At 73.8% G+C, this 23,575-nt stretch carries 18 protein-coding genes and 1 pseudogene; 3 read left to right on the top strand and 16 right to left on the bottom strand.

Features of this window, described 5'->3' with window-relative positions; genetic code table 11:
* Positions 1-122: 122 nt before the first annotated feature.
* The 16 genes from BS73_RS28755 to rsmH form a co-directional block, all read right to left on the bottom strand.
* Positions 123-1,421 (bottom strand): DivIVA domain-containing protein, encoded by a 1,299-nt coding sequence (locus tag BS73_RS28755; protein WP_037577332.1) that lies wholly within the window; start codon positions 1,419-1,421, stop codon positions 123-125.
* Positions 1,422-1,493: 72 nt separating this feature from the next.
* Positions 1,494-1,778, bottom strand: coding sequence for a YggT family protein (locus BS73_RS28750; RefSeq protein ID WP_037577330.1), 285 nt, complete (start codon positions 1,776-1,778; stop codon positions 1,494-1,496).
* A 180-nt stretch (positions 1,779-1,958) separates the two neighbouring features.
* Entirely contained in the window at positions 1,959-2,573 is a 615-nt protein-coding gene (locus tag BS73_RS28745) for a cell division protein SepF (RefSeq protein ID WP_037581555.1), read from the bottom strand.
* Between the two features lie 166 nt (positions 2,574-2,739).
* The gene (locus BS73_RS28740; RefSeq protein WP_037581553.1) at positions 2,740-3,495 is read right to left on the bottom strand and encodes a YggS family pyridoxal phosphate-dependent enzyme; all 756 of its coding nucleotides are present in this window, start codon (positions 3,493-3,495) and stop codon (positions 2,740-2,742) included.
* Positions 3,496-3,576: 81 nt separating this feature from the next.
* Positions 3,577-4,323 (bottom strand): peptidoglycan editing factor PgeF, encoded by a 747-nt coding sequence (pgeF, locus tag BS73_RS28735; RefSeq protein ID WP_407675076.1) that lies wholly within the window; start codon positions 4,321-4,323, stop codon positions 3,577-3,579.
* Positions 4,320-5,588: a cell division protein FtsZ gene (gene ftsZ, locus BS73_RS28730; RefSeq protein WP_037577329.1), complete on the bottom strand. Its 1,269-nt coding sequence runs from the start codon at positions 5,586-5,588 to the stop codon at positions 4,320-4,322. Before ftsZ ends, pgeF begins: the two co-directional genes overlap by 4 nt.
* 446 nt (positions 5,589-6,034) lie before the next feature.
* Complete coding sequence (locus BS73_RS28725) at positions 6,035-6,742, bottom strand: cell division protein FtsQ/DivIB (protein ID WP_051941010.1); 708 nt, start codon at positions 6,740-6,742, stop codon at positions 6,035-6,037.
* Between the two features lie 147 nt (positions 6,743-6,889).
* On the bottom strand, positions 6,890-8,002 hold the full coding sequence (gene murG / locus BS73_RS28720; protein ID WP_037577327.1) for an undecaprenyldiphospho-muramoylpentapeptide beta-N-acetylglucosaminyltransferase: 1,113 nt from the start codon (positions 8,000-8,002) through the stop codon (positions 6,890-6,892).
* A gap of 41 nt (positions 8,003-8,043) precedes the next feature.
* The gene (gene ftsW, locus BS73_RS28715; protein ID WP_407675151.1) at positions 8,044-9,234 is read right to left on the bottom strand and encodes a putative lipid II flippase FtsW; all 1,191 of its coding nucleotides are present in this window, start codon (positions 9,232-9,234) and stop codon (positions 8,044-8,046) included.
* Positions 9,235-9,740: 506 nt separating this feature from the next.
* A complete protein-coding gene (gene murD / locus BS73_RS28710) occupies positions 9,741-11,183 on the bottom strand; it encodes a UDP-N-acetylmuramoyl-L-alanine--D-glutamate ligase (protein ID WP_037577324.1) in 1,443 nt (480 codons plus the stop codon).
* Complete coding sequence (gene mraY / locus BS73_RS28705; RefSeq protein ID WP_037577321.1) at positions 11,180-12,241, bottom strand: phospho-N-acetylmuramoyl-pentapeptide-transferase; 1,062 nt, start codon at positions 12,239-12,241, stop codon at positions 11,180-11,182. The genes murD and mraY overlap by 4 nt, the downstream gene beginning before the upstream one ends.
* Before the next feature lie 10 nt (positions 12,242-12,251).
* The gene (locus tag BS73_RS28700; protein WP_037577319.1) at positions 12,252-13,706 is read right to left on the bottom strand and encodes a UDP-N-acetylmuramoyl-tripeptide--D-alanyl-D-alanine ligase; all 1,455 of its coding nucleotides are present in this window, start codon (positions 13,704-13,706) and stop codon (positions 12,252-12,254) included.
* 67 nt (positions 13,707-13,773) lie between these two features.
* Positions 13,774-15,513: a UDP-N-acetylmuramoyl-L-alanyl-D-glutamate--2,6-diaminopimelate ligase gene (locus BS73_RS28695; RefSeq protein ID WP_084704421.1), complete on the bottom strand. Its 1,740-nt coding sequence runs from the start codon at positions 15,511-15,513 to the stop codon at positions 13,774-13,776.
* An 83-nt stretch (positions 15,514-15,596) separates the two neighbouring features.
* Positions 15,597-17,567: a peptidoglycan D,D-transpeptidase FtsI family protein gene (locus tag BS73_RS28690; protein WP_235215570.1), complete on the bottom strand. Its 1,971-nt coding sequence runs from the start codon at positions 17,565-17,567 to the stop codon at positions 15,597-15,599.
* Positions 17,568-18,042: 475 nt separating this feature from the next.
* Entirely contained in the window at positions 18,043-18,657 is a 615-nt protein-coding gene (locus BS73_RS28685; RefSeq protein WP_152617757.1) for a hypothetical protein, read from the bottom strand.
* A 16-nt stretch (positions 18,658-18,673) separates the two neighbouring features.
* Positions 18,674-19,702 carry a 16S rRNA (cytosine(1402)-N(4))-methyltransferase RsmH gene (gene rsmH, locus BS73_RS28680; protein WP_084704420.1) on the bottom strand — a complete coding sequence of 343 codons (1,029 nt, stop codon included), beginning with the start codon at positions 19,700-19,702 and terminating at the stop codon, positions 18,674-18,676.
* A 585-nt stretch (positions 19,703-20,287) separates the two neighbouring features.
* On the opposite strand from rsmH, the gene BS73_RS28675 reads away from it, so the two are divergent.
* The 3 genes and pseudogenes from BS73_RS28675 to BS73_RS36625 all read left to right on the top strand — a co-directional run.
* Complete coding sequence (locus tag BS73_RS28675) at positions 20,288-20,869, top strand: beta-class carbonic anhydrase (protein WP_084704419.1); 582 nt, start codon at positions 20,288-20,290, stop codon at positions 20,867-20,869.
* Between the two features lie 282 nt (positions 20,870-21,151).
* Positions 21,152-22,108, top strand: coding sequence for an AAA family ATPase (locus BS73_RS28670; RefSeq protein WP_051941581.1), 957 nt, complete (start codon positions 21,152-21,154; stop codon positions 22,106-22,108).
* Positions 22,109-22,331: 223 nt separating this feature from the next.
* Positions 22,332-23,429 (top strand): annotated as a pseudogene (locus tag BS73_RS36625) (DUF58 domain-containing protein); the annotation flags it as partial.
* Positions 23,430-23,575: the final 146 nt, after the last annotated feature.

Raw genomic sequence — 23,575 nt, 5'->3', positions numbered from 1 at the left:
GATGTCACAGCCCCGCGCCTCATACTCGCGCCTGCGGCGCTGCCTCGCGGCGGTACCGGGAACGCCGAAGCGCCCCGGCCGGGGAGGCCGGGGCGCTTCGGTGAGGGGTCGGGGCGACGTCCTCAGCTGTCGTTCTCCTCGTCGATGAGGAAGCCGCGCATCGGCGTCGGGGCCTGCTGCATCGGCTGCGGAGGCTGCGGGCGGACCGCCGCCATCGGCTGGGTCATGGTGGGAGCCATCTGCTGCTGGCCGCCACCGGTCGGGCCGCCGCCGTTCTGGGCGCCGACGCCGCCGCGACCGTTGCCGCCGGCCGCCCCGTGCTGCTGCGCGGAGGAGCCCGCGCCGGAGAAGCCGCCGAAGCTGGGACCGCCGTTGCCGCCCGCGTTCGGGCCGGAGGCCGAGCCGCCGCCGAAGCTCTGGTTGCCACCGAAGGTCTGGCCGCCCATCGGGGACGCTCCGACCGGAGACATCGACGACATGGACGAGGCCGCCGGGGGCAGCGAGGCGGTGGCCGGGGTGCGCGGCGGGGCGAGCGAGTCGTCCGCCTGGTTCTCCAGCTGGCGCAGCTGGGTCTCCAGGTAGGACTTCAGCCGCGTGCGGTACTCGCGCTCGAAGGCGCGCAGGTCCTCGACCTTGCGCTCCAGCGTGGCGCGGGCGGACTCCAGGGAGCCCATCGCGACGCGGTGCTTCTCCTGCGCGTCCCGCTCCAGCGCGTCGGCCTTGGCGCGGGCGTCCCGCTCCAGACCCTCGGCGCGGCTGCGGGCCTCGCCGACGATCTTGTTGGCCTCGGAACGCGCCTCGGCGATGGCCTGGTCCGCGGTCTGCTGCGCGAGGGCGAGCACGCGGGAGGCGCTGTCACCGCCACCCTGCTGCTGCTGCGGCAGGTGGGGCTGCTGGTGTTGCTGGTGCTGCTGAAGCTGCTGCTGGTGCTGCTGACCAGGGCCGCCCATGGGGCCGCCCATCGGGCCCGGACCGTGGTGGCCGGGACCGCCGGGGCCGCCCATCGGGCCGGGGCCGTGGCCGCCGGGGCCGGGCAGCTGCGGGGCGCCCGGAAGCTGGGGCGGGCCGGCCAGCTGCGGCGGGCCGGGGTGGCCCATCTGCTGCGGCATCTGCGGCATCGCCTGGGTCGGCTGCCCGGCCTGCTGGCCCGGGGCCGGCGGGCCGGATATGGCGGCGGGGACGGGGGCACCGCCCGGACGCTGGTGCTGGTCCTGCGGTTCGGGCTTGCGCTGCTGGTTCTGGGCGGCCGCACGGCTCGCCGCGGCCAGCTTGGCGCGCAGGTCCTCGTTCTCCCGCAGAAGCCGGGTCAGCTCCGCCTCGACCTCATCGAGGAAGGCATCGACCTCGTCCTCGTCATAGCCCTCGCGGAGGCGGACGGTCGTGAACTGCTTGTTCCGAACGTCCTCGGGGGTCAACGGCATCTCTTCACCTCAACGTGATCGTCGGCACAACGGCGGGCTGCTCGGTTTCTGTGCATCGCTTCGGTCATTCGGTCACAGCCCGCCTACGACGGAGATCAGGATCCAGACAATGATCATCAGTACGAAGAAGGACAGGTCGAGCGCCACGCCCCCGAGACGCAACGGCGGAATGAACCGCCGCAGAAGCTTGAGTGGCGGGTCCGTCACGGTATAGGTGGATTCAAGCACGACCACCATGCCCCGCTTCGGCCGCCAGCCGCGGGCGAACTGGAACACCCAGTCCACCACCAGGCGGAACAGCAGGAGGATCAGGAAGACCTCAAGCGCGATGTACACGACTTCGAGGAAGACGTTCATCGCTCACCCCTCTCCCTGCTCCGCCCGTGGGTTCCACCCGCCCGCGGAATCATAAGCTGCCTTGCTGCCTTGCTGTCGGTCTGTCAGTTTGACGCTGCGCGTCCGGCTTTGGCCCCTCGCGGTTCCGCAGTCCTCGATGTCTGACGAACCACGCGGGTTGATCGTTCCGCAGCGCCGGGGTCAGCTCTGGTTGAAGAACCCACCCTCGGCGATACGGGCCTTGTCCTCCGCCGTGACATCGACGTTAGCAGGAGACAGCAGGAAGACCTTCTGTGTCACCCGCTCGATGCTTCCATGCAAGCCGAAGACCAGTCCAGCCGCGAAGTCTACGAGGCGCTTGGCGTCGATGTCGTCCATCTCCGTCAGATTCATGATCACCGGTGTACCTTCGCGGAAATGCTCCCCGATGGTCCTGGCCTCGTTGTATGTGCGTGGGTGCAGCGTGGTGATGCGGTACGCGTCCCGTTCCGAGCTGGCCTTGGGCATGATCACCGATGCGCTCTTCTCGATGTGGCGGCGTTCTGGTGTGATGGATGACACGGGAGCCATCCTGGGCGATTCGCTACGAACCGGGGCAACTGCGGCACTTGGGGCGGCGGCCACCGGAGCGGGCGCGGCCGCGGGGCGCGGCTGGGCGGCCGGCTGCTGCTGCGGGATCTCCTCGGTCGGTCCGGTGCGCACCGGCTCCGGCTCGGGACCGTAGTCCTCGTCGTCGGGGTCGTACCCCTGGCCGTCGTAACCATCGTCCTCCACGAGGCCGAGGTAGACCGCCATCTTGCGCATTGCGCCGGCCATACTCCTGTCCTCCGCTCTGTGGTGGATCGGCTCCGTCACCGGCACAGACCCCGCCCCGGCAGGGGCGGTTCCCACGATCCACGGTTAGCTGCCCCACATCCGATGGGGCATCAAGTTGTCTGTTTTGTACTGGTCTGTCAGTAGTCTGATCTTCTAACCGGTGACGTTACCCGAGGGGCGGGCGCACGCCGAGTACCGCGCTCCCGACGCGCACATGTGTCGCACCAGCAAGAACGGCCTCCTCAAGGTCACCGCTCATGCCAGCCGAAACCATCGTGGCAGTCGGATGCGCCTCCCGTACGGCGGTTGCGATTTCCGCCAACCTCTCGAACGCGGCGCGCGGATTACCGGCATACCGGCCGACGAGCGGTGCGACAGCCATCACACCGTCAAGTCGCAGTCCTGGTGCGGCAGCAAGGGCATCGGCGAGTTGTGCGACTTCGTTCGGAGCGGCTCCGCCGCGATGGTGCACGGGGTCGCCCTCGACGGCCCCCTCCTTCTCCAGTGCGACCTGCACCAGGCAGCCGAGAGGCCGTTCGCGCCCGCTCTTCTCCACCGCGTTCGAAAGGGCCTCGACGAGCCGGAGGCGGTCCACGGAATGCACTCGGTCGGCGTAACCCGCCACCGAACGCACCTTGTTGGTCTGCAATTGGCCGACGAAATGCCAGCGGAGGGGGAGATCAGCGGTCGCCGCGGCCTTGCCTGCGGCCTCCTGGTCGCGGTTCTCGGCGACCTCGGTCACCCCGAGCGAGGAGAGGAGGCGGACGTCGGAGGCCGGATAGGTCTTCGTCACGACGATGAGCGCGACCTCGTCGCGGGGGCGGCCGGCGGTGTCGCAGGCCTCGTCGATCCGCCGCCGCACGGCGGCGAGGCTGCCGCGCAGCTCCGCGAGGCGCGCGGCGGGGTCCCTGTCGGGTGTCATCTCACTCACAGTGCAAGGATTTTCGCATGCGCGCGCGATTCCCGCGCCATGCGGGCGCCCCGGAGCCGGTGGGGATCCGCCTCAGGGAGCCAGCCACACATAGGACGCCAGACGCCCCGTCGCGGAGGCCCGCCGATAGGAGAAATACCCCTCGGATTCCAGGGTGCACACCGGGGAGAGCCGGATGTCCGCCACCCCGGCGGCGGTGAGCTGGGCCCGGACACCCGCCGGGATGTCCAGTGCGGCCGTCCCCCAGGAGGTGGTGGACCACGCCGCCGGCACCGCCTCCGCCACGGCCGCCCGCAGCTCCGCCGGCACCTCGTAGCAGCGGCCGCAGATCGCCGGCCCGGTCCTGGCCACGATCCGGCCGGGCCGCGCGCCCAGCGCCACCATCGCCTCGACGGTGGCCGGGACGACCCCCGCGGCCAGCCCCGGGCGCCCGGCGTGGGCGGCGCCCGTGACGCCCGCGTCCGGGTCGGCCAGCAGGACGGGGGTGCAGTCGGCGGTCAGCACGGCCAGCGCCAGACCGGGACGATCGGTGACGATTCCGTCCACCTCGGGCGCGCTGCCCTCGGGCTGACGCTCGGTCACCACGGCGACCTCCCGCCCGTGCACCTGGTTCATCCAGACCACGGCCGCGGGGTCGAGGCCCAGCGCCGAGGCCGCCCGACGCCGGTTCTCCCGTACCGCGGCCGGCTCGTCGCCGACGGCCCCGCCGAGGTTCAGCTCCCCCCACGGCGAAGTGCTCACCCCGCCCCACCGGTTGGTGGCGGCGAAGTGAGCACCTGCGAGGTCGGCCCGCTCCCCGATCACTTCGGGCGCGGTCACTTCAGGAAGTCGGGGACGTCCAGCTCCTCGGCCGGGGTGTCCACGTACGCCGGGCGGGACGGCGGGACCGCCGGCTGCGGCGGGACCGGGCCGGCCACCGGCTCGACCGGGCGCGGGCTCGCCGGGGGCTGCGCCGGCTGCTGCTCCTCCGGCCGCGGCACGCTGCCGAGGGTGTACGAACGGGAGGCCGAGGCTCCGCCGGCGGCGGTCGAGCCGGCGCGCTCGTACCCGTTGCCGCGGTCGGCTCCCGCGCCGGCGCCCCGATCGCTCTGCGAGCGCTCCGACTTGACCACCGGGTCGCGCTGGATCGCCGGCGGCTGCCCGCCGTCGAAGCCGGCGGCGATCACGGTCACCCGGACCTCGTCGCCGAGGGCGTCGTCGATCACCGCGCCGAAGATGATGTTGGCCTCCGGGTGCGCCGCCTCGCTGACCAGCTGGGCGGCCTCGTTGATCTCGAAGAGGCCGAGGTCGGAGCCGCCGGAGATGGAGAGGAGGACGCCGCGGGCGCCGTCGATGGACGCCTCCAGCAGCGGCGAGGAGATGGCCATCTCGGCCGCCGCCTTCGCCCGGTCCTCGCCGCGCGCCGAGCCGATCCCCATCAGCGCGGAACCGGCGTCCGACATCACGGACTTGACGTCCGCGAAGTCCAGGTTGATCAGGCCCGGGGTGGTGATCAGGTCGGTGATGCCCTGGACACCGGAGAGGAGGACCTGGTCGGCCGAGCGGAACGCGTCCAGGACCGAGACCTGGCGGTCGGAGATGGAGAGCAGCCGGTCGTTGGGGATGACGATGAGGGTGTCGACCTCTTCGCGCAGCTGCGCGATGCCGTCCTCGGCCTGGTTGGCCCGGCGCCGGCCCTCGAAGGTGAACGGACGGGTCACCACGCCGATCGTCAGGGCGCCCAGCGAGCGGGCGATGTTGGCCACGACGGGCGCGCCGCCGGTGCCGGTACCGCCGCCCTCGCCCGCGGTGACGAAGACCATGTCGGCCCCCTTGAGGACCTCCTCGATCTCCTCCCGGTGGTCCTCGGCGGCCTTGCGGCCGACGTCCGGGTTGGCCCCCGCGCCGAGGCCCCGGGTGAGCTCCCGGCCGACGTCCAGCTTGACGTCGGCGTCGCTCATCAGCAGCGCCTGGGCGTCGGTGTTGATCGCGATGAACTCGACGCCCTTGAGCCCGACCTCGATCATCCGGTTGATGGCGTTGACGCCGCCGCCGCCGATGCCGACGACCTTGATGACTGCGAGGTAGTTCTGCGGTGCTGCCACGTCGAAGGCCTCTCGCCTCGGATGTTCTATGCCGTCCGGTCCCCCGTGATGGAGCCGGATCGGCAGTTGCCGACTGGGGCGGGAGTCCCGACCCGGACCCTAACCCTGAGGTTTAGGGTTATGCCTACTCAGGTGCCCTGCTCCAGCACGCTTGTTGGTACAGGACAGTAGGTCGCGGCAAGAGTCCGTAGCAACGGACACGCCGAGTCTCCCGTTTTTTCTTGAGCCTATGTGATCAATGACCCGTATGCGTACCCGGGGTGACTGACAAGACTCGGGGAGCCACCCCGGTCCCGTCAACACCCCGCCCGTCCACTGGCACATGCCGCCTCACCAGGCAATCGTGCCAAGGGAGTTGGCCTTGCCTTGGCACAATGGCAACAGATCGTGCCCGGTCTTTCCGAGGTGTCGCGAACACTCGGGAAAGTCCATTCGAGGACGTCCGCTCAGCCTCCGACGGCCGGCGCGTCCGGAGCCGATACGTCGTAGAACGTATTCCGAACGGAGGACTTCTGACTGCGCATCAACGCGGTCAGCACCTGCGCCTTGCGCGAACCCGCCGCCGGGCTCCCCCACTTGACCAACACCCCGCCGGGCAACCGCAGTTCAATATCGTCATATGAACGGACTTCTACGGACGAGGCTTTGCCGCGCACCGCGGCCGGCAGATCGCCCGCCACCCGCACCGCTCCGTCCACCAGTTCCCGCTCCGGGATGACGTCCAGCTCGTTCCGGCCCGCGGCGGTCAATTCCATCCGGAGCACCGGGATTCCGGCCGGCGGCCGGTCCTCGGTGGCGAACCGCACGCCGGTGGAGTCCACCAGCGCGTACCGGCCGGCGCTCCCGGCCCGGCCGGAGTCCAGCGCGGCCACGGCGGTACGCCGCACCACCGCGATTCTGAGCCCGGTCGGCCACCCCCGGGAGACCGTCACCGAGGCCACCCGGGGCAGCCTCGCCACCCGCTGCCGGATGGCGTCGGTGCCCACCCGGGGCAGCGGGGTGCCGTACGGCGGGCGGGCCGCGGCCAGCACCTGGGCCCGCGTCAGCCCCGGGCCGGTGCCGGAGACCGCGACCGAGTCCAGGGCCAGCAGCGGCGAGAGGAGGACCGCCCAGGCGATCAGTCCGAGCACCGCCAGCGCCAGGACCCCCACCACGGCCCGGCCCCGCCGGGAGAGCCGCAGCCGGGGCGGGCGGGGGGCCTCGCCGTCCTCGGACGGGCCCCCGGGGCCGCCCGGGCCGCCGCGGCCCCGGGCAGGGCGGAGCCGCCGGCGTCCCCCGCCGGCCGCTCGCCGTACCTGAGGTCAGCCACGGACCCGCCGGCTCCCCTGCTGGTTGCGGGCGATCGCCTCGTACACCATCCCCACCAGCAGCTCGTCGGCGTCCCGGCGGCCGAACTCGGCGGCCGCCCGGCTCATGTCCCACAGCCGCTGCTGGTCGGTGAGCACCGGCAGCACATGCGCCAGCACCCACTCCGGCGTCAACTCGGCGTCGTCGACGAGGAGTCCGCCGCCCGCCCGGACCACCGGCTGGGCGTTGAGACGCTGCTCGCCGTTGCCGATCGGCAGCGGTACGAAGGCGGCCGGCAGGCCCACCGCAGCGAGCTCGGCGACGGTCATCGCGCCGGCCCGGCAGAGCATCATGTCGGCGGCGGCGTACGCCAGATCCATCCGGTCCAGGTACGGCACCGGGCGGTACGGGGGCATGCCGGGGACGTCCTGGATCATCGGCAGCTCGTTCTTCGGGCCGACCGCGTGGAGGATCTGCACCCCGTACTGCTGGAGCCGGGGCGCCACCGCCTGGATGGTCTCGTTGAGCCGGCGGGCGCCCTGCGAGCCGCCGGTCACCAGCAGGGTGGGCAGCCGCTGGTCGAGGCCGAAGTAGTGGCGCGCCTCCGGGCGGGCCGCGGCCCGGTCCAGGGTGGCGATCGACCGGCGGAGCGGGATCCCGACGTAGCGGGAGTCGCGCAGCTTGCTGTCCGGGGTGGAGACCGCCACGAAGTCCGTGTACCGGGCGCCGATCTTGTTGGCCAGGCCCGGGCGGGCGTTGGCCTCATGGACCACGATCGGCACCCCGGCCCGCTTGGCGGCCAGATAGGCCGGCATGGCCACATAGCCGCCGAAGCCGACCACCGCGTCCGCCTTGGTCCGCTCCAGGACGTCCTGGACCGCCTTGACCGTGCCGCGCAGCCGGCCGGGCACCGTGATCAGCTCCGGCGTGGGCTTGCGCGGCAGCGGGACGGCGGGGATCAGGGCGAGTTCGTACCCGCGCTCCGGGACCAGGCGCGTCTCCAGGCCGCGCTCCGTACCGAGCGCGGTGATCCCCACGGTCGGGTCGCGCCTGCGGAGTGCGTCCGCGAGGGCGAGCGCGGGCTCGATGTGACCGGCGGTCCCCCCGCCGGCGAGAACGACATGCACCGAAATCCACCTGTTCCCTCTGGGCGTTGACCGGACCGACCTTATCGGCTGCCACCGACGGGACGCATACCGCCACCGTCGCGCGGCCTGGGCGGCCCGTCCTCCCGGCCGGGCCCGCGGCCGGACTGCCGTCCGGGGCGGCCGAAGCGGGCCCGCAGCCCGCCCGACCGGTCCCGGCGGGCGGTCAGCGCGGCCCGCGCGGCCGGTTCGTTCCGGGCGAAGCAGAGCAGCATCCCCACCGCGTACATGGTGGGCAGCAGCGCCGAACCGCCGTAGGAGAACATCGGCAGCGGGACGCCGGCGATGGGCAGCAGGCCGAGCACGGCCCCGACGTTGATGATCGCCTGAGAGATTATCCACGTCGTGGCCCCGCCGGCGGCGTACCGGACGAAGTCGTCCTTGGTCCGGGCGGCCACCCGGATGCCGGCGTAGCCGAGGGCGGCGAAGAGCACCAGGACGGAGAGGGTGCCGGCCAGGCCGAGCTCCTCGCCGGTCACCGCGAAGATGAAGTCGGTGTGCGGCTCGGGGAGTTGTCCCCACTTCTCGACCGAGGCGCCGAGCCCGGTGCCGAACAGCCCGCCGGAGGCCAGCGCGTACACGCCGTGGACCGCCTGGTAGCAGGCGCCGTCCGCGCCGACCTTGGTGGCGCCGATGCAGAACAGCCGGGAGAGCCGGTGGGGGACGGCGGCGATGGCGATGCCTGCCAGTACGGCGGCGACGGCGGCGCTGGTGCCGAAGAGCCGCAGCGGCGCACCGGAGAACCAGAGGAGGCCGAAGAGGAGGGCGCAGATGATCATCGCGGTGCCCATGTCGCCGCCGGCCAGCACCAGCATCAGCAGCAGGCCCGCGACCGGGACCAGCGGGATCAGCAGGTGCTTCCACTCGCCGAGGGTGCCGAGCTGCCGCTTGCGGGTGAGGAGGTCCGCGCCCCACAGGACGAGCGCCAGCTTGGCGAACTCCGAGGGCTGGATCTGGAACGGGCCGCCCAGGTAGATCCAGTTGCGGTTGCCGTTCACGGTGAGGCCGACGCCGGGGATCATCACGGCGAGCAGCAGGAGCACCGTGACCAGGAGCAGCGGGTAGGCCAGCAGCCGGTGGGTGCGGGCCGGCACGCGGATCGCCGCGAAGGCGAGGGCGGCCCCGATCAGGACCGCGATCAGCTGCTTCTCGAAGTAGTAGGCGAACGGCAGCCCGTAGAAGCGGGCGGTGATCTGGGACGCGGAGAAGACCATCACCAGGCCGAGCGCGATGATCAGCGCGGCGGCGCCGAGGATCAGGTAGTACGGGGTGAGGGGCCGGTCCAGGGTCCGCTTGCCGTGCCGGAGGGCGCGGGCGACGCGGGGCGAGCGGAAGGTGCGCGCGCTGAAGACGGTGACGGTGGTCCTCGGCTCCTGCGCTGCGCGCGGCTTAGCCACGACGCCCCCTGGTCTCTTCTGCCCCGGCCCTGCCCGTCTCCCGGGGGCTCCGCCCCCGGCGCCCCGGTGAGCCCGGAGGGCGAACAAGGGGCGCGGGGAACTGCGCGCCCAGCTCACTACGGCGCCGCAGCTGGCAACGGCCACCGGGTTGCAACCCGAACTCCGCTGCCGAGTGCGGACCGTAGCGGCCTGGCCGCGCAGTTCCCCGCGCCCCTGAAGTCGCTGCGCGACTTTGCGGGGTCCGGGGCGGCAGCCCCGGGAAACGGGAAGGGGTGGGGCCGGGGCAGAAAAAGGATCCGGGCACCAGCCACCCTCCCTCGGAGTCAGAGTCGACGGACCTCTTCGGCGAAGAGATCGCCGCGCTCACCGTAGTTGGTGAACATGTCCATCGACGCGCACGCAGGCGCCAACAGCACCGTGTCACCCTCATGAGCGAGCCCCCGCGCCGCACGCACGACGGACGCCATCGCCGTCGCCCCAGTCTCCCCGTCCGCGACCTCCACCACCGGCACCTCCGTCGCGTGTCGCGCCAGCGAGGCCCGGATCACGTCCCGGTCGGCCCCGATCAGCACGACGGCGCGCAGCCGCCCGGCGGCCTCCGCCACCAGTTCGTCGAACTCCGCGCCCTTGGCCAGGCCGCCGGCGATCCACACCACCGGCTCGTACGCGCGCAGCGAGGCCGCCGCCGCATGGGTGTTGGTGGCCTTGGAGTCGTCGACCCACCGCACGCCGTCCACCACCGCGACCTCGGCCACCCGGTGGGCGTCCGGCCGGAAGCCGCGCAGGCCCTCCCGCACGGCCGCCGGCTCGACGCCGTAGGAGCGCGCGAGGGCCGCCGCCGCCAGCGCGTCGGCGACGTTGTGCGGCGCCGGCGGGTGGACGTCCTCGACCGCGGCCAGCTCGGCGGCGCTGCGCTGCCGGTCCGCCACGAAGGCGCGGTCCACCAGCAGCCCGTCCACCACGCCGAGTTCGCTGGGCCGCGGGGTCTCCAGGGTGAAGCCGATGGCCCGGCAGCCCTCCTCGACGTCCGCCTCGCGCACCAGCCGCTCGGTGAGCGGGTCGGCGGTGTTGTAGACGCAGGCGACCCGGTTGCCCTGGTAGATCCGGCCCTTGGCGGCGGCGTAGGCCTCCATCGAGCCGTGCCAGTCCAGGTGGTCCGGGGCGAGGTTGAGCACCGCCCCGGAGTACGGCCGCAGCGAGGGCGCCCAGTGCAGCTGGTACGAGGAGAGCTCCACCGCCAGTACCTCGTACGGCGGTTCGGCCGTCACGGCGTCCAGGACGGAGACGCCGACGTTGCCGACGGCGGCCGTGCGCCTGCCGTCCGCCGCCAGGATCGCGGCCAGCATCTGCACGGTGGTGGTCTTGCCGTTGGTGCCGGTGACGGCCAGCCAGGGGGCCGGCTCGCCGGTCTCCGGCAGCGGCCGGCGCAGCCGCCAGGCCAGCTCGACGTCGCCCCAGACCGGGAGGCCCGCCTCGGCCGCGGCGAGGAGGAGCGGCGAGTCCGGGCGCCAGCCGGGCGAGGTGACGACCAGCCGGGTGCCCTCGGGGAGTGACGAGCCGTCACCGAGCCGTACCCGCACGCCGATCGCGCGCAGCTCGGCGGCCTGGGCGCGCTGCCGCTCCCCGTCGCCGCCGTCGACGACGGTGACCTCGGCGCCCAGGTCGCGGAGCACCCGGGCGGCCGGAGGCCCGGAGACCCCGAGGCCGGCGACGGTGACCGGCAGGCCCTTGAAGTCGGGGGTGTCGTCGGCGGCGGCTTCGTTCATCGGGTGACCCATCCCGCGTAGAAGAGGCCGAGGCCGACCGCCACGCACAGGCCCTGGATGATCCAGAACCGGACGACGATCAGTACCTCGCTCCATCCCTTGAGTTCGAAGTGGTGCTGGAGCGGCGCCATCTTGAAGACCCGCTTGCCGGTCATCCGGAACGAGCCGACCTGGATCACCACGGAGAGGGTGATGATCACGAAGAGGCCGCCGAGGATGGCCAGCAGCATCTCGGTGTGCGAGCAGATCGCCAGGCCGGCCAGCACGCCGCCGAGGGCCAGCGAGCCGGTGTCGCCCATGAAGATCTTCGCCGGCGAGGTGTTCCACCACAGGAAGCCGAAGCAGGCGCCCATCAGCGCGGCCGCGACCACCGCCAGGTCGAGCGGATCCCGGACCTCGTAGCAGTTCGCGCCGGCGGTCAGCACGTTGGCGCAGCTCTGGCCGTACTCCCAGATGCCGATGAACACGTACGCGCCGAAGACCATCACGGACGCGCCGGTGGCCAGGCCGTCCAGACCGTCCGTCAGGTTCACGCCGTTGGACATCGCCAGGATCATGAAGATCGCCCAGATGGCGAACAGCACAGGCCCCAGCGACCAGCCGAAGTCCTGGACGAAGGAGAGCCGGGTGGAGGCCGGCGTCCAGCCGTGGATGTCGTGGAAGCGCAGCACGCCCACGGCGAAGACGATGCCCACGATCAGCTGCCCGGCCATCTTGGCCTTGGCCCGCAGGCCCAGCGACCGCCGCTTGACGATCTTGATGTAGTCGTCCAGGAAGCCGACCAGGCCCATCCCGGCGAAGAGGAAGAGCACCAGCAGCCCGGAGGCGGTCGGCTTGCTGCCGGTCGCCACCTTGGTCAGCGCGTATGCGAGGAGGGTCGCCAGGATGAAGGCGATGCCGCCCATGGTGGGCGTGCCCTTCTTGCTGTGGTGCGCCTTGGGGCCGTCGTCCCGGATGTACTGGCCGTAGCCCTGCCGGGCCAGGAAGCGGATCAGCACCGGGGTGCCGACCAGCGAGAAGAACAGGCCGAACATTCCGGCGAAGAGGATCTGCCGCATCTGTCCGCCCCTACTTCCCGGCCCCGGCCGGCGCGGCGCCGGCGGCGCCGTCCGCGAGGAGCGCCTCGGCCACCCGTTCGAGTCCCTTCGAACGGGATGCCTTCACCAGGACCACATCGCCCGGCTCGACCTGCTCCCGCAGCAGTGCGATCGCCGCATCGGCGTCGGACACGTGCACCGACTCCTCACCCCACGAACCCTCGTTCCTGGCCCCCAGCTCCAGCCAGGCGGCCTCGTTGCCGCCGACCGCCACCAGCCTGGTGACGTCGAGCCGGACGGCCAGCCGCCCGATCGCGTCGTGCTCGGTCAGCGAGGACTCGCCCAGCTCGGCCATCTCGCCCAGCACCGCCCAGCTGCGGCGGCGGTCCGGCCCGCGGCCGGCGATGGCCGCGAGGGCGCGAAGCGCGGCCCGCATGGACTCCGGGTTGGCGTTGTAGGCGTCGTTGACGACCGTCACACCGTCCGGGCGCTCGGAGACCTCCATCCGCCAGCGGGAGAGGGCACCGGCCTCGCCGAGCGCGGTGGCGATGTCGGCGGCGGGCATGCCGCACTCATGCGCGACCGCCGCCGCGGCGAGGGCGTTCGAGACGTGGTGCTCACCGTACAGCCGCAGGGTCACCGGGGCGGAACCGGTGGGGGTGGTGAGGGTGAAGGAGGGGCGGCCGACCTGGTCCGCGCGGACGTCGGTGGCCCGGATGTCGGCGCTCTCGGCCTCGCCGAACCAGAGCACCCGGGCCCTGGTCCGCTCGGCCATCGGCCGGATCATCGCGTCGTCCGCGTTGAGCACGGCGACGCCGTCCTCGGGCAGGCATTCGACGATCTCGCCCTTGGCCTCGGCGATCGCCTCCCGGCTGCCGAACTCCCCGACGTGCGCCGAGCCGATGTTGAGCACGAGGCCTATCCGGGGCGGCACGATCCCGGTGAGGTAGGCGATGTGGCCCTTCCCGCGGGCTCCCATCTCCAGCACCAGGTTCCGGGTCTCCTTGTCCGCCTCCAGGGCGGTCAGCGGAAGGCCGATCTCGTTGTTGAGGCTGCCCGGGGTGAACACCGTCGGGCCGAGCCGCTGAAGCAGCTGGGCGATCAGGTCCTTGGTGCTGGTCTTGCCGGACGAACCGGTCAGCGCGGTCACGGTCAGCCCGGCCCCGCCGGGCTCGCCCGCGGCGAGCCGCGCCACGGAGGCACGGGCCAGCCGGCCCAGCGCCGCCACGACGTCGTCCACCACCACGGCCGGGACGCCGACCGGTCGGGCGGCCAGTACGGCCGCGGCTCCGTCCGCGACGGTCCGCGCCGCGAACTCGTGGCCGTCGGCGCGTTCGCCGACGATCGCCACGAACAGCCCGCCCGGCACGACCTGCCGGGAGTCCCGGAACGCCGGTCCTGAGACGGTGATGTTCTCCGGATCCGGTGCGTCGTGGAGCGTCCCCCCGACGGTCTGCGCGACCTCGGCGAGGGTGAATGGGATCACGTGGTCTCTACTCCTTGGCGTGGTGCGCGCCGCGGCGTCCGCCGGCCAGCACGGGGCTGACGGGCCGTCATTCGGCAGGTCGGACGCCGTATCCGGCGTGTCGGGGGCGGTCGTGGGCGTGCGGGTGCCCGTGTGAGCGGATCGCCTCGCGCAGGACCGCCCGGTCGTCGAAGGGGCGGGTCTCGCCGCGCACGTACTGGCCCAGCTCATGGCCCTTTCCGGCCACCAGTACGGTGTCCCCCGCGTGGGCGCGGGCGACGGCGGCGGCGACGGCCCGGCCCCGGTCGGGTTCGACCAGGACCGCGCCCCGCTCCTCTTCCGGTACGTCGACAGCCCCGGCGAGCATCGCGGCGAGGATCGCCAGCGGGTCCTCGGACCGGGGGTTGTCACTGGTCAGCACGGCGGTGTCGGCGAGTCGCGCGGCGATGGCGCCCATCGGCCCGCGTTTGTGCGGGTCGCGGTCGCCGCCGCAGCCGATCACCACGTGCAGTTCTCCCTTGGTGACCTCGCGCAGCGAGCGCAGCACCGCCTCCAGGGCGTCCGGCTTGTGCGCGTAGTCGACCACGGCCAGGTAGGGCTGGGCCATGCCCTCGACGGTCACCCGCTCCAGCCGTCCGGGCACCCCGGGCACGGCCGCCACCCCGGCGGCGACCTGCTCCAGCGGCAGCCCGGCCTCGACCAGGGCGGCGATCGCGGCCAGCGCGTTGGCCACGTTGAACGGCCCGGCGATCGGCGCGTGCGCCTCGGCGCGCGCGCCGTCCGGTCCGATGACGGTGAAGTCCGAGCCCAGCGGCCCGAGCCGGACGTCCTCGGCGCGCCAGTCGGCGGCCGGGTCGCCGGTCGCGGAGAAGGTCACCACCGGCACCTTGGACTCCCCCTCGGCGAGCCTCCGGCCGTACCCGTCATCGAGGTTGACGACCCCTCGGCGGCTGCGCCCGGGGGTGAAGAGCGAGGCCTTGGCCTGGAAGTAGTCCTCCATGTCGGCATGGAAGTCCAGGTGCTCCGGCGTCAGGTTGTTGAAGACGGCGACGTCGTAGACCACTCCGTCCACCCGGCCGAAGACCAGGGCGTGGCTGGACACCTCCATCGCCACCGCGTCCGCGCCGCTCTCCGCCATCACGCCGAGGACCGCGTGGAGGTCGGTGGCCTCGGGGGTGGTGCGCTCGCTCTTGATCCGGGAGGAGCCGACCCGCATCTCGACCGTGCCGAGCACCCCGGGGGTGCGGCCGGCGCCGAGAAGGCCGCCCTCGACCAGATACGCGGTGGTGGTCTTGCCGTTGGTGCCGGTGATGCCGATGGAGAGCAGCCGGTCCGCCGGCCGCCCGTACACCTCGGCGGCGATCGCGCCGAGCGCCCGGCGCGGCTCGGGGAGGACCAGGGCGGGCAGCCGGACGCCGGCCTCGCGGGCCCGGCGGGCGCCCTCCTCGTCGGTCAGCAGGGCCACCGCGCCGCTCTTCGCGGCCTGCGCGGCGAAGTCGGCGCCGTGGACGTTGGCTCCGGGCAGGGCGGCGTAGACGTCGCCGGGGCGGACCGCGCGCGAGTCGTGGGTGATCCCGGAGACCAGCACGTCCTGCCCGGCCGCCGCGGGCCCCCCGGCCGGCTCGCGGGCCGACTCGCCGGTCGACTCGCCGTCAGCGGGTACCGCGGGCGCCGGAAGGTCGAGCCGCGCCGCGATCTCGCTCAGCGCCGTCGCCCGCACGAACGCGGGACGCGGCGGTACGGAGGTCTTGGAGAGATCGTCGTGATCACGTTTCGGCACGGCGGTGAGGTTACCCGGACCCACCCCGTGAGAGCCAAGTGAGGTCACGCTGTCAGCCCCCGATGCCGTCGCCGCCGGGGCCGTCCGGCCCGTCCCGGGGTCCGCTGCCGGGCCGCCCGCCCGCACGCCGCTCACCAGTCCACCGGAAGGTTCGGCGGGGTCGCCCCGGTCGGCGGCACGTCCAAACTCTGCAGCGCGAACTCCATCACCTTCTTGAAGACCGGTCCGCACAACTGGCCGCCGAAATGTCCGTTCTTGGGGTTCTGGATGACGCAGGAGACGGTCACCCGCGGCCTGTCCGCCGGAGCGAAGCCGATGAACGAGGAGGTGTAGCCCTTGTACCGGCCGGTCTGCGGATCGACCCGGTTGGCCGTCCCGGTCTTGCCCGCGACCAGGTAGCCGGGGATCTGGGCCGCGGCGCCGGTGCCCTCCTCGCTGGACACCACCGACTCCAGCATCTCGGCCAGGCTCTTCGCGGTCTTCTCGCTGACCACCCTGGTCCTGGCCGGCGCGGGCGCCGGCACGTACCGACCGTCCGGCCCGGTGCTGCCCTCCACCAGCGAGGGCTGGATCCGCACCCCGCCGTTGGCGATGGTCGAGTACACCGAGGTGGTCTGCAGGGCGTTCACGCTCAGGCCCTGGCCGAACGGGATGGTGTACTGCTGGGCCGCGTTCCAGTTCTGCGGCTTGGCGAGGATCCCGGGGGTCTCGCCGGGGAAGCCGAGACCGGTCGGCGAGCCGATGCCGAACTTCTTCAGATAGCTGTAGAGCACCGCGTCCGCCTGCTGCTGGGTCCTGCCCAGGTGCTCGGAGGCCAGGATGGTGCCGATGTTCGAGGACTTGGCGAGCACCCCGTTGAGGGTGAGGTGCCAGGTGTCGTGCGGTACGTCGTCGTGGAAGTAGCGGCCGGCCCGGGGCAGCGCGCCCGGGACGGTGACATGGGTGGTGGGGGTGGCCGCGTTCTGCTCCAGCAGCGCGGCCATCGTCATCAGCTTGCTGACGCTGCCCGGCTCGTAGGCGTCGCTCAGGGCGGGGTTGCCCAGGTCGGCGGCGCTGGCGTGGGTGAGGTCGTTGGGGTCGAATCCGGGTGCGGTGGCCATCGCCAGCACCTTCCCGGTCGTGACGTCCTGTACCACCACGTACCCCGACTGGGCGCCGGCCTTGGCCACCTCGCCGCTGATCGCCTGCTGGGCGGCCCACTGGATGTCCTGGTCGATCGTCAGCCGGTAGTCGGTGCCGGGTACCGGGGCCTGCCGCTGCTGGCCCGCGGTCGGCACCTCGCGGCCGTTGGACTGGGCGTAGTGGAGCTTGCCCGGCTGCCCCGCCAGCTCCTTCTGGAACTGCAGTTCCAGCCCGCCGGCGCCGCTGCCGGTGGAGTCCACGAAGCCGAGGAGGTTGGAGGCGAGGCCGCCCTCCGGGTAGACCCGCTTGGGGTCGTCCTGCGGGACGAGGCCGGCCAGCAGGTTCGCGCAGGAGGGGTCGGTCAGCCGGCCCGCGGCGCCGGCCTTCGCGGCGGCGTTCTGCTGCACCAGGCAGCTGCCGGTGCCGGCGTTCGTCTGCTCCTGGACCACCAGGGCCTTGATCTTGTTCCAGGTCTGCGGGTCCACCTGACGGGCCAGCAGCTGGTAGCGGTCGCCGGGGCCGTCGTAGGTCAGCTTCCGGGCGAGGGTCGCGGCGTCGACCTTGAGCAGTGGCGCGAGGAGCGCCGCCGCGCGCTGGGGCGCGTCGTCCACATGCGCCTGCGCGGCCGAGAAGTAGTACGGGTCCGCGGTGACGTCGTAGGCGTCGACGGTGGCGGCCAGCACCGCGCCCGAGGCGTCCGTGATCGATCCGCGCTGCGCGGGCAGCGCGACCTCCACATACCGGTTGACCGCGGCGTCCGCGGCGAGCGCCGAGGCGTCCAGGAACTGCAGCTGCGCCAGCCGGCCCACGAAGAGCGAGAGCACGAGGCCGAAGACGATCAGCGCGGCCCGCAGCCGCTTCCGCGGATCCGCCAGCACCACCGTGCGCGGGGCCCGAGCGAGCCGGGCCGCGGCCGCGACCGGGCGCCCCCGCCGGTACACCGTGCCGGCCCCGGCCTTCTCCTGCCGCGCTCCGGGCACCGCCCGCGGGCCCCGGCCGTCGCTCCGCCGCCCCGGCCCGGACCGCCCGGACCCACCGGCCCCGGAGGCGGAGCCCCGGTTCGCAGCCGGCCGGCGCGGCGGCGTGGCGGCCTGGCCGCCCTCGGCCGGGCGCGAGCGGCCGCCGGCGGAGGAGGCGGCGGGCCCGGAGCGGCCGGGGCTCCGGCGCCGGGGCGCGCCGGCGTCGCCGGGCGAGGGCGTGGCGGCCGGTCCTGGCCCCGGCGGGGACTCGGGCGGCGCGGCGGCGGGGCCTCGCCGTCCGCCGCCCGGCGCGGGCGGCGCTCGGACGAGGGCGGGCGGGCGGGCGGCTCCCTGCGAGGGCCCTCGGCCGGCGAGGCATCGGAGGCCGGAGTCCGGCGCGGGCCGGAACGGCGGGGCCGGGGCGCGTCCTCGCGGGGGGAGGCCTGGGGCTCCCAGTCCTCGGGGTCCCAGGGCGGGCCGGGGCGGTTCGGCGGGGTCATCGGACGGGGCTCCCCTGCGGGGTCGCGGACGGGGCGGTCGCGGGCTGGCGGATCGGATGCGCCGGCGCGGCGGAGGCGCCGGCGCCGGGCGAGGCGCCGGGCCGCGCGGTGGCCGAGGCGGAGGGCGCCACCGAGGCGGACCCGGACGCCGCAGCGGAGGTGGACGCGGACGCGGACCCTGACCCGGCCGCAGGCGCGGACGCCGGTCCGCTCAGCCGCGCCGCCGGCACCCCGGATCCGCTGACCCGGCCCGCCTCCCCGGCGACCGAGCCGTCCGGGGAGAGGAAGGCCGGGTCCCCGCCCGGCACCATCCCCAGCCGGCGCGCCTGCGAGGCCAGCGCCCCCGGCGCGGACTTCTGGTCCAACTGCTGCTGCAGCCCCTGCTGCTGGTCGGTGTACTGGCTGGTCTGCTTCTGCAGCCTGGTCAGCTGGAAGGAGCCCTGGTTCAGCGCCGTGTTCAGCATCAGCAGCCCGATCAGGCCGCCGGCCAGCAGCACCATCACCAGCAGCATGAACGGGGCCCGCCCCCGCGTCGCTCCCCGGGTCCCGGTCGCGCCCTGCCGCGTCCGCCGCACCGGGCCCGCCGTCCCCTGCGTCACGCCGTCCGTCACCCGCCGCCCCCGCTCCCTACGCCTCGCGCACCCGCTGTGTCTCACGGACCCGCTGGGCCGCGCGCAGCCGCGCCGGCGCCGCCCGCCGGTTCTCCGCCAGCTCCTCCTCGGAGGGCAGCTCGGCACCCCTGGTGAGCAGCTTGAGCCAGGGCATGTGCTCCTCCGGGACCACCGGCAGGTCCGGCGGCGCGGAGTTCCGCGCGCCGACCGCGAAGTACTGCTTCACCAGCCGGTCCTCGAGGGACTGATAGGACATCACCACGATCCGGCCCCCCACCGCCAGCGCGTCCAGTGCTCCCGGGACCGCCCGGTCCAGGACCGCCAGCTCCCCGTTGACCTCGATCCGCAGCGCCTGGAAGGTGCGCTTCGCCGGGTTCCCCCCGGTGCGCCTGGCCGCCGCCGGAATCGAGTTCCGCACCAGCTCGACAAGACGCGCGCTGGTGGTGAACGGTTCCTTCTCGCGCTCCCTGAGGACCGCGCTGGCGATCTTCCCGGCGAACCGCTCCTCGCCGTACACCTTCAGGATCCGGGCCAGGTCGCCGTGCGAGTAGGTGTTGAGCACCTCGGCCGCGCTGATCCCCCGCGTCTGGTCCATCCGCATGTCCAGCGGCGCGTCCTGGGCGTACGCGAACCCCCGGTCCGCCTCGTCCAGTTGCATGGAGGAGACGCCGAGGTCCATCAGCACGCCCTGCACCCGGGCGATCCCGAGGCGGGCCAGCACCTCCGGGATCTCGTCGTAGACGGCGTGCACCAGGGTCGCCCGGTCGCCGAACGGCGCGAGCCGCTCGGCGGACAGCTTCAGCGCGGCCGGATCACGGTCGATGCCGACCAGCCGTGCGGCGGGGAAGGTGGAGAGCAGCGCCTCGCTGTGCCCGCCCAGGCCGAGGGTCGCGTCGACCACCACCGCCCCGGGCTCGGCCAGCGCCGGGCCGAGGAGGTCGAGGCAGCGCTGCAGCATCACCGGGACGTGCCGGGGCCCCTCCGCGGCCTCCGGGCGGCCTTCGCCGCCGGCGCCACTGCTGGTACTGCTGCCGCTGCTGGTCATGGGCTCATCATGGGTTCGGTGGCCCCTCGGTGCGTAATGGGGTGTCCCTGCTCCAGCGGGTCCGAGAGCTGGGGAAGGGTACGTAGGCTGCGACCAGGGTACGTACTGCCAGGTCCCCGCCCGCTCATCCGGGGAAGGCCCGCCGTCTGGCGCCGGGGAAGGGACGTCAGCCGGAGGTTGAGCGGGAGGAGGCCAAGCCGTGCGTGCCGGGGCCGCATTGACAGGCCGTCAGTTCCTCATCACCGGCCTCACCAGGCCCTTCTCGGCCTCGCTGACCGTGCGGCGTCACTCTACTCCACGGCCTGCCCCGGTCAATCACCCGCCGAACGGGTGCGCTTGAGACATCGTCACAGCTCAGACGGGGTTTGAGGCGCGTTCGACGACTCCCGCGCCCCACGCGAACGGAGCACGCCCCGGGCCGTGTCGGGGCCCACCTCCGGTCCTGTCCAGGCGCGGCCCGCGCGGCCGGCGTCGACTCCGCGCCCGCGCCGACCCGTCGCACCGGACTGTGCCGCTGCTCACAACGGCCGCCAAGCGCCCCCTCCGCGCGGGTACGCGCCCCCGGGGGCGGATAACGTCATGGCTATGACCACATCCTCCGGCTCCAGCCAACGACCGACTCCGTCTCTCGCCGGCCTCGCGGCGAGCACCGGGGGCCAGGGCACCGAGCAGGCGCAGCCCAGCGTCATCGACCGCTTCGTGGCGGCGAACCGCGAGTACGCCGCGAACTTCGACACCGCGGGCCTGGACGCCCGGCCCGTCGAACACGTCGCCGTCGTCACCTGTATGGACGCCCGCATCGACGCCCACGCGGCGCTCGGCCTCCGCCTCGGCGACGCCCATGTCATCCGCAACGCGGGCGGAGTCGTCACCGACGACACCATCCGCTCCCTGACCATCAGTCAGCGCGCCCTGGGCACCCGGGCCGTGGTGCTGATCCACCACACCGGCTGCGGCATGCAGAGCATCACCGAGGACTTCCGCCAGGAGCTGGAGGACGAGGTCGGGATCCGCCCGGTGTGGGCCGTCGAGGCCTTCACCGACGCCGAGCAGGACGTCCGCCAGTCGCTGGCCCGGGTCCGCACCTCGCCCTTCATCCCGCACCGGGACGAGGTCCGGGGCTTCGTCTTCGACGTCTCGACCGGACTCCTCAACGAGGTCGTCTGAGCGGGCGCACCCACCCGAACGGGTGACTTACGTCCCACCCACAAGGAAGAATGCTCACAGCGGAGCCGCATCCGGAGAGTCCGGGTGCGGCCGGGTGGGCCGTCGCCGCGGCGCACCGGGATCGCCGAGGAGCAGCGGGTGACGACCTACAACGAGCGCACGAGTCTCTCCGGACGGGCCGCCGGCGGCGGCCGCAGAGCCGGCGGGGAGCCCCAGTCCCAGGAGGCCGCCGCGGACCCGGACGCGGACGGCGAGTCGCAGAGCGGCACGGCCGGCGAGCCGCTGGGCGCCGTCGTCGACCGGGTCCGGGCCAGCGTGGAGACGGTCCTCGAGGGCAAGCCGGAGGCCGTGCGGCTGGCCCTCACCGTCCTGCTGGCCGAGGGCCACCTGCTGATCGAGGACGTCCCCGGGGTCGGCAAGACGATGCTCGCCAAGGCGCTCGCGCGCTCCCTGGACTGCAGCGTCCGCCGCATCCAGTTCACCCCCGACCTGCTGCCCTCGGACATCACCGGCACCAGCGTCTTCGACCAGAACCGCCGGGACTTCGAGTTCAAGCCGGGCGCGATCTTCGCCCAGGTGGTGCTCGGCGACGAGATCAACCGCGCCTCGCCCAAGACCCAGTCGGCGCTGCTGGAGTCGATGGAGGAGCGCCAGGTCACGGTGGACGGCACCACCTACCCGCTGCCCTCCCCCTTCATGGTGGTGGCCACCCAGAACCCGGTGGAGATGGAGGGCACCTATCCGCTGCCGGAGGCCCAGCGGGACCGCTTCATGGCCCGGATCTCCATCGGCTACCCGGGCCCCGAGGCCGAGTTGGCGATGCTGGACGTCCACGGCGGGGCCTCCCCGCTGGACGACCTCCGGCCGGTCGCCCGGGCCGAGGACGTCCTCCGGCTGATCCGCGTGGTCCGCCAGGTGTACGTCGCCGACGACCTCCGCCGGTACGCGGTCTCCCTGGTCGCCGCCACCCGCACCCACGCCGAGCTGCGGCTCGGCGCCTCCCCCCGGGCCACCCTCCACCTGCTGCGCGCGGCCCGCGCCGCCGCCGCCCTCGACGACCGCGACTACGTCCTCCCCGACGACCTCCAGGAGCTGGCCGTCCCCGTCCTGGCCCACCGCCTGCTGCCGACCGCCGAGGCGCAGCTGACCCGGCGCAGCCCCGAGGAGGTCGTCACCGACCTGGTCCGCCACCTGCCCGTCCCGGGCGCCCCCGCGCCGGCCTCCCGCGGACACCTCTGAGATGGCCCGGACCACGCCCCGCGCCCATGACCGCGGCCCGAAAGGCCCGCGGCCGAGGGCGCGGGGAGCCGCCGGCCCCGCGGCCGCGACGGCCTCCCGCGCCCCCGCGGGCCGGCCGGCGCCGGCGGCCCCCGGGGCGCCCGCGGCCACTGCGGGCACCGCGACCGCCGCGACCCCGGCGACCGAGTCCCAGCACCCCGCCCTGACCTGGCGGGCCTTCCGGATGGCCCTGCGCGGCCTCACCACCCGCGGGCGCTCCTTCGCCGCGGCCGGCATCACCGCCGTGGTCTGCGCCTACGCGCTCGGCCAGCCGGCCCTGCTGCGGGTCGGGGTGCTCCTCGCCGCGCTGCCCCCGGCGGCAGCCGTGCTGCTGGTCCGCACCCGCTTCCGGGTGGCCGGCGGACGGCGGCTGACGCCCCGTCGGGTCCCGGCCGGGCAGGAGGCCCGCGCCTTCCTCCGGGTGGACAACGTCTCCCGGACGCCCACCGGCGTGCTGATGCTGGAGGACCAAATGCCGCAGGTCCTCGGCCCGCGCCCGCGCTTCGTCCTGGACCGGGTGGAGCCGCGCGGCCACCGCGAGGTGACCTACCGGGTGCGCTCCGACCTGCGCGGCCGCTACCGCCTGGGCCCGCTCCAGCTGCGCCTCAGCGACCCCTTCGGGCTCTGCGAGCTGACCCGCTCGTTCTCCGCCTCCGACGTCCTCACCGTCGTTCCGGCGGTGGAGCACCTCCCGCCGGTCCGGCTGGCCGGGCAGTGGACCGGCTACGGCGACAGCCGCTCCCGGGCCCTCGCCCTGGCCGGCGAGGACGACGTGGTGCCCCGCGGCTACCGGCAGGGCGACGACCTCCGCCGGGTCCACTGGCGGTCCACCGCCAAGTACGGCGAGCTGATGGTCCGCCGGGAGGAGCAGCCGCTGCGCTCCCGGGCCACCGTCCTGCTGGACACCCGGGCGATCGCCCACCGCGGGCGGGGCGCCGCCTCCTCCTTCGAGTGGGCGGTCTCCGCCGCCGCCTCGATCGCCCTCCACCTGCGCGCCCGCGGCTACGCGATCCGGCTGCTCACCGACACCGGCGAGTCCGTCGAGACCACCGGCAACGGCGACACCGTCGACGAGAGCGGTCTGCTGCTGGACACCCTCGCCGGGGTGCGGCTCTCCGACAGCGCCGGGCTCGACCGCGCCGAGGACGTGCTGCGGCTCGGCGGCGAGGGCCTGGTGGTGGCCGTCCTCGGCGAACTCGGCGGAGAGGAGGTGGCCACCCTCTCCCGGCTCCGCCGCCGGACCGGCGCGGCCCTCGCCCTCCACCTCGCCACCGACTCCTGGGCCGACCCGCAGCAGGCCGCGAACGGCGCCGGCGGCTCGGGCGGGGCGAACGGCTCGTCCCCGCACCCCGCCGCCGGGACGAACGGCGCCGGCCCGGCCGCCGCCTCCGCCCCGACCGCGGCGGCCGCACCCGCCGACCCCGCCGC

The organism is Phaeacidiphilus oryzae TH49, from assembly GCF_000744815.1.
Lineage (GTDB): Bacteria > Actinomycetota > Actinomycetes > Streptomycetales > Streptomycetaceae > Phaeacidiphilus > Phaeacidiphilus oryzae.
The sequence above is the reverse complement of the archived record's forward strand: the minus strand, read 5'-3'. Positions and strand labels throughout refer to the sequence as shown.